This window comes from Paraburkholderia sp. C35 (assembly GCF_003121405.1).
In the GTDB taxonomy this organism is placed as follows: domain Bacteria; phylum Pseudomonadota; class Gammaproteobacteria; order Burkholderiales; family Burkholderiaceae; genus Paraburkholderia.
The window spans coordinates 1-10383 of the sequence record NZ_QBUY01000179.1 but is presented as its reverse complement, the minus strand read 5'-3'; the positions used below and the strand labels follow the sequence as shown (position 1 = coordinate 10383).

Genomic DNA, 10383 nt, shown 5'->3' with positions numbered 1-10383 from the left:
GTGGTGTTCAGCGGCTTTCTTTTGCCTACTTTTCTTTGCCGCGGCAAAGAAAAGTAGGTGCTGCCCCGCACAGGGGCAACACTAGCAGACCACTAACAAAAAGCGGATGCCAGCGAAACACCAGCCCTAAAGGTCGCGAGACAAAGCAAAACCAAAACCAAAACCCAAACCTTCACCCCTTCCTCTGCAAAGCAAACAACGTCCCAGCAATCAAAATAAACGCCCCAATAATAACCTTCTGCCAGGTACTAGGCACCCCAACAAGAATCAGCACGCTATTAAACAGCGTAACGAGAACAACACCTAGCAGAGTACCTGCTACAGTCCCAGTCCCACCCGTAATCCGGGCACCGCCCAGAATCACCGCAGCAATCACATCAAGCTCAGTCCCAACCAGATCGAACGGATTAGCAAGCCGATTATTCGACACATGGAGAATGCCCGCCACACCAGCCAGCATCCCCGTATACCCAAACACAAACAGATGAATCGCCCGCAGGTTATAACCAAGCCGCTCGGCAATAGCGAGACTGCCACCCATGGCATACACCCCGCGCCCCATCATCGTGCGATTCAGCAGCCACCAGGTCACAACAGCAGCAATCACCAGAGCAAGAACAGACACAGGCAACACCGCCCGCAATCCATCTGCCGTGTGATAGAAGAACAACGGAATACGCCCAAACCGATCCATGCTATGCGGAATGTTCATAAAGAACGTCGTGCCGACAAAAGTCAGCAAGATCCCGCGATACAGATACTGCGTGCCAATCGTCACGATCAGTGAAGGCGCCTTCAGCCGGTGCACCAGCACGCCATTGATCACCCCAAGCACAACCCCGCCCAAAGCGCCAACAACGAGAATCAGCGCAAATGGCGCATCCGACCACCACGCAAACACAGCCTTGGTAATCGCGTACATCGTCAACGCGCCGATCGCCGTGAACGACACATCGATCCCGCCCGACGCCAGCACAACCAGCGTCCCGAGCGCGAACAACGATACCGTCGTCGCTGAATGCAGCAGATCGAATAGCGTCGCCAGCTGGAAGAAACGCGGATTGATCGAGCCAACAATCACGCACATCACCACGATCAGCGCCGCAGTGAACCACTCCGGGTTGCGCGAGAGCTTCGCGCGCCACGTGGGCGGTTTCACCTCGGGCGCGATTTCGACGACATTAGGGGTAGTCACGGTCCGGTTCATGATAGACGACATCTCATGCTGCCTCTGACAGCAGAGCGTGATACAGCTCCGCTTCGTTCAACTGATCCGCGTGATACTGGCTTGCCACGCGGCCTTTCTTCATCATCAGAATGCGATCGCAGTTCTGCAGCAGTTCGGGCAGGTCATCGCTGATCAGAATAATGCCGATGCCACGCTGCGACAGCTTCTGCATGATCCGATAAATGATGTCCTTCGAGCCGACATCCACACCGACCGTCGGTCCATGCAGGATCAGCACGCGCGGATCGATCGCCAGCCAGCGCCCAATCAGCACGCGTTGCTGGTTACCGCCCGACAGCGACTGCACCGGCTTGTCGACGCCCGGCGTCGCAATCTGCAAATCCTTCACGGTCTGCTCGGCAAGCTGCTGCGCACGCGTGCGGTCGATCTGTCCAAAGCGGTCGCGCAGGCTCGAAATCATCGCGGTGATCACGTTGTCGCGAATCGGCTTGTCGAGAAACAGCCCTTCATTCAGGCGGTCTTCGGGTACATAACCGATCCGGTGATCCTTCGCATCCGATGGCGTGCGCAACACCACCTGCGTGCCCTCCAGCGTGATCGTGCCGCTTCCGGCCGGCGCGACACCTGCGAGCGCGCGCGCGAGTTCGTTGCGGCCTGAATCGAGCAAGCCTGTCACGCCGAGAATCTCGCCGCGATGCAAGGCAAACGATACGTCGCGGAACTGCGTGCCGCGCGTCAGCGCCTTCACGTCGAGCACGACTTCCTTGCCGACTTCACCTTCGCGATACCGCTCGCTCGACAGATGACGGCCCGTCATCAACTCGCTGATCTGCGCCTTCGTGTAGTCGACGATCGGCCCTTGCGCCATCTTCTGGCCATCGCGCAGCACGATCACTTCACCGCCGATCGCATAGCATTCGTCGAGCTTGTGACTCACGAACAGCACCGTCACGCCCTGCGCGCGCAGATTGCCCAGCACGGCGATCAGATTGTCCACTTCCTTTTGCGTGAGCGACGTAGTCGGCTCGTCCATGATGACGAACTTCGCTTCACTCGCAATCGCGCGCGCAATCGCCACGAGTTGCCGCGTGGCCAGCGGCAACTGTTCGATCAGCGTCGCCTGAAATTGTGCATCGCCGGGCAGACCCACGGCTTCGAGTGCTTTTGCCGCGGTGCGCGCGAGTGCCTTGCGGTCGAACGTGCGCGCGAGGCGTCCGTTGTGCTCTGCGAGTTCCGAGGTCAGCGCGACGTTTTCCGCGACACTCATGTTCGGCAGCAGCGACAGATCCTGATAGACCGTCTCGATGCCCGCAGCCAGCGATTCGAGCGCAGAGAGTCGCGCGTGCGACACGCCTTCGATAATCAGCTCGCCTTCATCGGGTGGCTGCGCACCGGAGATGATCTTGATGAGCGTGCTCTTGCCGCAGCCGTTTTCGCCGAGCAGGTGATAGATCTGCCCGCGCTCGAACGACAGGCTCACGCCGCGCAATGCATGCACGCCCGTGAATCGCTTATGTACGCCGACCACCTGCAGGAACGGCGTGAAGGAAACGTTTTGATTCATGCTGAAAAGCCGTGCTCCAGATGAATGTCAGAGCGTGCAGGCAACCACATCGACGACATGAAAGCCCGCACGCGGTGATGCCACGATCAGAAGTTGTATTGCTTGTAGTTCGTCTTGTCGACGTTCACCCAGCCCTGGCCGCGCACGATAATGCCCTTGCCCGGACCCTTCTCGACCGTCACCTTCGTGTAGCCCGGAATGCCGAGGTCAGCACCGTTCTGCACCGTCTTGCCGTCGACCAGCATCTGCGCAACCTTGTTCATTGCGAGACCTGCGAGCTTCGGATCCCAGAACGCGATGCCGTTCACTGCACCGCTTTCGAGGAACTTGCCGGCTTCAGTCGGCAGGCCCGTGCCGTACACGCAGATCTTGCCTTGCAGGCCGGCTTCTTCAACTGCGCGGCCAATGCCGATCACGTCCAGCGACGACGAGCCCTGAAAGCCCTTCAGGTCCGGATGCTTGCGCAGCACTTCCTTCGCGACTTCGTAGGCTTTCTCGCCGTCGTTATTCGTTTCGAGCTTCGGCTCGACGAGGTTCATCTTCGGATACTTGGCCTTCGCGTTGTTGATGCCGCCGTCGGCCCATTGCACCTGCGAACGGCTGCCCAGCGAACCGACCAGCACGGCCCACTTGCCGTCGTCGTGCATGCACGATGCGAGACGCTCGTTCAGACCCGCACCATATGCGCTGTTGTCGAACGCTTCGATGTCGACCATCGTGTTCTTCTCGTTGTCCGCTTCATGCGTGACGACCTTGATGCCGCGATCCATCGCTTTCTTCAGTGCGGGTTCGAGCGTGGGCGGATCGTACGGAACGACGGCGATGGCCGTTACCTTCTTCGCGATCAGGTCTTCGATGATCTTCAGCTGCTGCGCGGCATCGGCGCGGCCAGGGCCAGTCTGATAAGCCTGCACGCCGGGGTTGTCCTTCGCGAACTCCTTGACGCCTTCGTCCATCCGGTTGAACCAGTTGATGCCCGTCACCTTCACGACCGTGACGATCGTTTCGTTGGTGGCGGCCTGCGCGGCGGCGATCACGCCAAGCGCGAGTGCGCCCGTTGCGAGGGCGGCGCTCAGTCGGGTCAGTTTCATGCGTGTGTCTCCTATGCCTTTAGTCGTTTGGTTCAATGTCGCCCCTTCATATGCACGCGGAAATCCAGGGCACCGATGTCCGCTGAAACCGTTCGCGCTGCGCTAGCGCCGCTGATTCGGCTGCGCGAAGCCGAAGATTGCGCGCACGCGTTCGCCGCCTGCAAAAGCCAGCGAAGCCAGCAGCAGGAAACCCCACGCGCAATCGCCAAAGAACTGCGACACGCCATGCAGATTGAAGAAGCTCGACAGGAACTGCAGCACGGTCGCCGCGAAAAACACGCAGACGATGCGGCCATATCCGCCCGCCGGATTCACCCCGCCCATCACCGCGATCAGGATCGCGATCAGCAGATACGAATTGCCGTAGTCCCACTTCGCGCTCGACGTATGTGTCACGCTGATCAGCCCCGCCAGCGACGCGAGAATGCCGCACATCGTGTACGTCAGTATCAGCATGCGTGCGCGCGGAATGCCCGTATAGAACGCGGCCTTCGGGTTCGTGCCCATCAGATACAGACGCAGGCCGAACGGACTGCGGCGCAGCAGCCAGCCGAGTATGACGACGGCCGCAATGAAGATCACGAACGAGACAGGAACCTGAAACCACGTGCCATTGCCGATATCCGACAGAGGCTCGACATAATCGACGTGCACCGACGCGCCGTTGCTCAGCACGACAGCAATACCCGTAAAGAGCAATTGCGTGCCGAGCGTGCAGAGAATCGGCGTGAGACGCAGACGTGCAATCACGACGCCATTGAGCAGGCCGCCAAGCGCACCCATTACCACGACGATTACGCAAAACACGCTTGTATAAAGCATCGGCGAATCGTCGCCGCTGATGAACTTCGGCACGATCAGCGCCGCCACCATGCCCGACAGATTCGCGAGACCCACGCCCGACAGATCGATACCGCCATTGCCCGACACCATCGACAGCATGATGCCGAGCGCGAGCAACCCGAGTTCGGGCAACTGGCCGCCCATCGATTGCAGATTGTCGAGCGACACGAACTGGCCGTGCGAGATCCACGTCGCGGCGAGCACGACGATCACATTGACGGCCAGCAGGAAGTTCAGTTGCCGGTCGCGAAACAGGCCGGCGAAAAGCGAGGACTTCATGTCGAAACGAACTCCTTCATGCAGTGCGCCGCATCGCGCGGCGCACGCGCTCAATGCGTTGAAAGCGGATGACCGGCCTGCGCCAGCACGGCGTTGACTTCGGCGAGCGTCGGCATCGACGGTGCGGTGCCGGGACGCGTCACCGAAATGCCCGCGAGCGCGCAACCGAAGCGTGTGGCTTCGACAGCGTCCGCGCCGCGCGCAAGTGCTGCTGCAAAGCCGCCCGTGAAGCCATCGCCCGCACCTGCCGTTTCCACCACGCGGCCACACTGGAACGCCGGCACGAACACCGACTGTTCCGCCGAATGCAGCAGCGCGCCCGCTTCGCCGAGCGTCACGATCACGTTGCGCACGCCTTTGTTCAGCAGTACATCAGCGGCACGGCGCGCATCGTCGACGTTATTCACTTCGACGCCCGTCAGCGCGGCCGTTTCCGTTTCGTTCGGTGTGATGTAGTCGCACAGCGGAAAAATGCTGTCGTCGAGCGGTAAGGCGGGAGCAGGATTGAACACCGTCGTCACGCCGTGCTTGCGCGCCACTTCGAGACCGCGCTTCGCGGCTGCAACGGGTTGTTCGAGTTGCGTGACGAACACGCGAGCCGATGCGATATCGGCTTCGATCGCATCGACATCGCCGGCGTTCATCGTGGCAGCAGCACCGGACGCGACGATGATCGCGTTCTTGCCAGTGGTGTCATCGACGAAGATATGCGCCGCACCCGTCGACAAACCATCGATCACCGATGCCCGCGCCGTGATGCCTTCCGCTTCCCACGTCGCGCGCGCGATCTGACCGAATGCGTCGTTGCCCAGGCGCGTGCAGAACACCACGTCAGCGCCCGCGCGTGCTGCCGCGACCGCCTGATTCGAGCCCTTGCCGCCCGGACCCATCTTGAACGCATTGCCCGCGATGGTTTCGCCGATCAGCGGCATGCGGTCCGCGCGAAACGTCAGATCCGTCACGAAGATGCCGAGAATGACGACGCGCCCTTCCTTCTGTTGCGTAGCCATCGTCGTCATTCCTTCGGTGCGTCAGGCGCGAGCAGCACGCCCTTCTTGAAGATGAAGCAGCCGTAGCCGCGCGTCTCGCCCGTGGCGATCACGCAGTACGCCTGCTTCGCACGCGCATAGAACGCAAAGCGCTCGATGCCGACGAACGGCACATCGCGCCCTTCGGCCTCGTTCACTTCAGTTTGCGCTTCGCGCTGCACGGCGGGGAGCGTATTCGGTTCGCCGACCACTTCCATGCGCGAGGCAGGGTCGTCGACGAAGGTATCGAGCGGCAGCACCGACAGCACCGCGCGCACGGCACGCGGGCCATCGACGCCATCGAGCCGCAACAGCTTGCCTGTCACGGTTTCCCGTGCGACCGAGTCGCCCGGAAAGTTCGCGTCGCAAATCACCACTTCGTCGCCGTGGCCCATTGCACGCAGCGCGTGCAGCACATCGGCGTTCAACAGCGGGTCCAGATTCTTCAGCACGTTGTCTCCTCCGTTATTCGGTTGGCGCGCTATCGTCTGTCATGCCCTCTCGGGCGATCAGAAAGCGATCAGTCGCCGTACGGTATCCAGATGTTCTTGACTTGTGTTGCATGGCGCAGGAACGCCGGGCCTTCGCTCGCCGGATCGAACCAGTCGAACGCGCGGCCATGATCGACGAAGGTGCGCTTCAGATTGCCGATCGACTCGCGTTCGGTCAACGCCGAATCCTTCGCGGAGCCGAAGCACCAGAGCGCATCGACATCGTCGTGCTTCGCGAGCGCGGGCAGCAAGGCACCGCGTTCGCCCGTCACGATGTTGAGCACACCAGCGGGAATATCCGACGTCTCGACCACCTGATAGAAGTCGGTCACTGTAAGCGGACTCGACGAACTCGGCAACACAACAACCCGATTGCCCATCGCGAGTGCAGGGGCAATCAGCGAAATGAAAGACAGCAGCGGCGCTTCGTCAGGACAGGCAATGCCGATCACGCCGAGCGGCTCGTTCATGGCCAGTGCGACGCCACGCAGCGGCGGCGTGTGCACCGCGCCATCGAACTTGTCGGCCCATGCAGCATACGTGAAGAGACGCGTCACCGATGCATCCACTTCGCGGCGCGCTTCCGTTTCGCTCACACCTGTGCGCCGAATCAGTTGATGCGCGAATTCATGCGCGCGCACCGCCAGATTTTCCGCGAGGTAGTAGATCACCTGCGCGCGGTTGTGCGATGTCGCCTGCGACCACTTCGCTGCACCACGCGCGGCGGCCACAGCATTGCGAATGTCCTTGCGCTTGCCCTCGCCCACTTCGCCGACGACCGTGCCATCCGCACCGTAGACGGGCAGCGTGTAGCCGCTATCCGGCCGCGCCTGCTTGCCGCCGATAAAGAGCTTCGCGGTGCGGTCGATTGCGAATACATCGGCGCCTAGCGGTGCGTCCTGTATCGGCGACGACGCATCCGTGATGCGATGCACCGGGCGGCGCTCTTCGAGTTTGGCCCATGCCTTCGGCTTCACATATTCGTAGATGCCTTCGCGGCCACCTTCACGTCCATAGCCCGACTCGCGATAACCGCCGAAACCGACGGCAGCATCGAACAGATTCGTCGCATTGACCCACACGACACCGCTCGCGAGACGCGGCGCGATATCGAGCGCGCGGCCGATCGTCTCGCTCCAGATACTCGCGGCGAGGCCATAGCGTGTGTTGTTCGCCAGCGCGACGGCTTCATCGGGCGTGCGGAATGTCATCGTGACGAGCACGGGGCCGAAGATTTCTTCCTGCGCGAGTGTCGATGCGGGCGACACGCCTGTGACGAGTGTCGGCGGATAGAAGCAGCCGTCGGCAGGCACGGTAGTTTGCGTCGACTGATAGATCTCGCAACCTTCGAGGCGCCCTGCTTCGACGAGCGATTCGATACGCTCCAGTTGCACCTTGTCGACGATCGCGCCCATATCGATGCTCTTGTCGAGCGACGGCCCGACACGCAGCGTCGCCATGCGGCGCTTGAGCTTGTCGATGAAACGCGCCGCGACGCCCTCCTGCACCAGCAGACGCGAGCCCGCGCAGCACACCTGCCCCTGGTTGAACCAGATCGCGTCGACGACGCCTTCGACTGCGCCGTCGAGATCGGCATCGTCGAACACGATGAACGGCGACTTGCCGCCCAGTTCCAGCGTCAGCGACTTGCCGGTGCCTGCCGTGGCCGCACGAATCTGGCGGCCCACTTCCGTCGAGCCGGTGAAGGCAATCTTGTCGACGCCCCAATGTTCGACGAGCGCCGCGCCCGTGCGGCCATCGCCCGTGACGACGTTCAGCACGCCCTTGGGCAAGCCCGCGCGATGCGCCAGTTCAGCAAACAGCAGCGCCGTCAGCGGCGTATATTCGGCCGGCTGCAGCACCACGCAGTTACCCGTTGCGATAGCGGGCGCGATCTTCCACGCGAGCATCAGCAGCGGGAAATTCCACGGCACGATCTGGCCGATCACACCCAGCGGCGCGAAGTCCCTGAACTCGCTGTCCTGCAGTTGCGCCCAGCCTGCGTGATGCAGAAAATGCCTTGCTACAAGGGGTATATCGATGTCGCGGGTTTCGCGGATCGGCTTGCCGTTATCGAGTGCTTCGAGCACGGCGAAGAGTCGACTATGACGCTGCACCATGCGCGACAGCGCATACAGATGCCGCGCGCGGCCCGCGCCGCCCAATGCCAGCCAGCCCGGCTGCGCGGCGCGCGCTGCAGCGACAGCGGCATCGACGTCTGCGGCATCGCCCTGCGCGATCTGCGCGAGCAGATCGCCCGTGGCGGGTTCATGCGAGGCGAAGCGCTCACCCGCTACGGGCGCGCGCCAACCACCGTCGATGAAATGGCCGAACGTCGCGTCATGCTGTGCGAGCCACGCACGTGCGGGCTGATCGTCCTCGGGTGCGGGACCGTACTCCATCGATGAAAAATACTCGGCTACGCTCATGGGATCGGTCTGCTCAGGCAACGGGGTGACGGTTGAAGGCGGAATAGCGGCCAGTCGCGTAATGCTCGAGCTGGCGTTCGATATCGGCGAGAAGACTGGACGCGCCGAAGCGGAACAGTTCGGGCTCGAGCCACGCGCGGCCCAGTTCTTCTTTCATCAGGATCTGATAGTTCAGCGCTGTCTTCGCGTTCGACACGCCGCCCGCCGGTTTGAAGCCGATCAGCATGCCCGTGCGTGCGTGGTATTCGCGGATCATGCGGGCCATCACGAGCGACACGTCGAGCGTGGCGTTGACGCCTTCCTTGCCCGTCGACGTCTTGATGAAGTCGGCGCCCGCCATCATCGCGATCATCGATGCGCGCGCAACGTTCGACAGCGTCTGAATATCGCCCGTCGCGAGGATGGCTTTCAGATGTGCTTCGCCGCATGCGGCGCGGAAGTCGCGCACTTCATCGTAAAGCGCTTGCCAGTTCCCCGTCAGCACATGCTCGCGCGTAACGACGATATCGATTTCCTGCGCGCCGTCGGCGACCGATGCCTCGATTTCCTTCAGTTTCAAAGGATGCGGAATCAGGCCAGCGGGAAAACCGGTCGACACGGCTGCAACGGGGATACCGCTGCCTGCGAGCGCATCGACGGCGGCCGCGACGAAGCGGTGATACACGCACACCGCGCCCGTCGTGATGCTGTGCGGCGGCACGCCGAGTGCCGCGAGAATGTCCGTGCGCACCGGTTGACGCGCCTTGGCGCACAGACGCCGCACGCGGCCTTCGGTGTCATCGCCGTTGAGCGTCGTAAGGTCGATGCAGGTGACGGCTTTCAGCAACCAGGCGGCCTGCGCGTCCTTCTTGACGGTGCGGCGTGCGCCTAGCGTCGCGGTGCGGCGCTCGACGGCTGACTGATTCACACGCAGACCGTCGAGCCACACGAGGTCGAAGGGCACGCCGGGATTTCTGGCGGGATGGAGGGGTGCTGCGCGCCGCAGCGCGACCACCGACGAAGACTGGGTAGAAACAGGAGCTTCTGGCATGAGACGTCCACAGGTTTGTGCAATGCACAGCAACAGCTGATGGGTTATTTGCAGTCATGCTACATCGTTTGAGAGGATTCTAACAGGTGTAGTTATGATTGTTTCCATCTTGTCGGTGGTTTGAAGACGCGTGGCGTGTGTGGGGAAGCCTTGTCTGGTATGGGTTTGCGCGCCGATGGCGGTGGGGATTGGTGTTTTCACCAGGAGGTCGAGGCGCGGGGTGTGGGTGTGAATTCACAGATGATGGTTTAGGTGTTGCTTTTGTTTTTGCTGCGCTGGCTGGCTGCGGGGGCATCCGCTTTTTGCTAACGGTTCTTCATGCGTTGCCCCTGTGCGGGGCGGCACTTACTTTCTTTGCCGCCGCAAAGAAAGTAAGCAAAGAAAGCGGGCTAACACCGCAAATGCTAGTTGTTGCCTGCGGGCCCCCAACCGGTCCTAT

General features: G+C 61.7%; 8 protein-coding genes. All 8 read right to left on the bottom strand.

Features of this window, described 5'->3' with window-relative positions:
• Positions 1 to 172 precede the first annotated feature (172 nt).
• Positions 173 to 1219 (bottom strand): ABC transporter permease, encoded by a 1047-nt coding sequence (locus tag DK391_RS42890; protein ID WP_109484075.1) that lies wholly within the window; start codon positions 1217 to 1219, stop codon positions 173 to 175.
• A gap of 1 nt (position 1220) precedes the next feature.
• Positions 1221 to 2753 (bottom strand): sugar ABC transporter ATP-binding protein, encoded by a 1533-nt coding sequence (locus tag DK391_RS42885; RefSeq protein ID WP_109484074.1) that lies wholly within the window; start codon positions 2751 to 2753, stop codon positions 1221 to 1223.
• Between the two features lie 86 nt (positions 2754 to 2839).
• On the bottom strand, positions 2840 to 3844 hold the full coding sequence (locus DK391_RS42880) for an autoinducer 2 ABC transporter substrate-binding protein (protein ID WP_109484073.1): 1005 nt from the start codon (positions 3842 to 3844) through the stop codon (positions 2840 to 2842).
• 102 nt (positions 3845 to 3946) lie between these two features.
• Positions 3947 to 4966: an ABC transporter permease gene (locus DK391_RS42875; RefSeq protein ID WP_109484072.1), complete on the bottom strand. Its 1020-nt coding sequence runs from the start codon at positions 4964 to 4966 to the stop codon at positions 3947 to 3949.
• Between the two features lie 50 nt (positions 4967 to 5016).
• Positions 5017 to 5976: a ribokinase gene (gene rbsK / locus DK391_RS42870; RefSeq protein ID WP_109484071.1), complete on the bottom strand. Its 960-nt coding sequence runs from the start codon at positions 5974 to 5976 to the stop codon at positions 5017 to 5019.
• Positions 5977 to 5981: 5 nt separating this feature from the next.
• The gene (locus DK391_RS42865) at positions 5982 to 6446 is read right to left on the bottom strand and encodes an RbsD/FucU family protein (protein WP_109484070.1); all 465 of its coding nucleotides are present in this window, start codon (positions 6444 to 6446) and stop codon (positions 5982 to 5984) included.
• Positions 6447 to 6514: 68 nt separating this feature from the next.
• Entirely contained in the window at positions 6515 to 8914 is a 2400-nt protein-coding gene (locus DK391_RS42860; protein WP_109484069.1) for an aldehyde dehydrogenase family protein, read from the bottom strand.
• A gap of 13 nt (positions 8915 to 8927) precedes the next feature.
• Positions 8928 to 9944 (bottom strand): deoxyribose-phosphate aldolase, encoded by a 1017-nt coding sequence (gene deoC / locus DK391_RS42855; RefSeq protein WP_109484068.1) that lies wholly within the window; start codon positions 9942 to 9944, stop codon positions 8928 to 8930.
• Positions 9945 to 10383 lie beyond the last annotated feature (439 nt).

Coding starts and splice junctions, on each gene's coding strand:
- deoC (WP_109484068.1), bottom strand. CDS start 9,944: ATGCCAGAAGCTCCTGTTTCTACCCAGTCTTCGTCGGTGGTCGCGCTG.
- DK391_RS42885 (WP_109484074.1), bottom strand. CDS start 2,753: ATGAATCAAAACGTTTCCTTCACGCCGTTCCTGCAGGTGGTCGGCGTA.
- DK391_RS42860 (WP_109484069.1), bottom strand. CDS start 8,914: ATGAGCGTAGCCGAGTATTTTTCATCGATGGAGTACGGTCCCGCACCC.
- rbsK (WP_109484071.1), bottom strand. CDS start 5,976: ATGGCTACGCAACAGAAGGAAGGGCGCGTCGTCATTCTCGGCATCTTC.
- DK391_RS42890 (WP_109484075.1), bottom strand. CDS start 1,219: ATGTCGTCTATCATGAACCGGACCGTGACTACCCCTAATGTCGTCGAA.
- DK391_RS42880 (WP_109484073.1), bottom strand. CDS start 3,844: ATGAAACTGACCCGACTGAGCGCCGCCCTCGCAACGGGCGCACTCGCG.
- DK391_RS42875 (WP_109484072.1), bottom strand. CDS start 4,966: ATGAAGTCCTCGCTTTTCGCCGGCCTGTTTCGCGACCGGCAACTGAAC.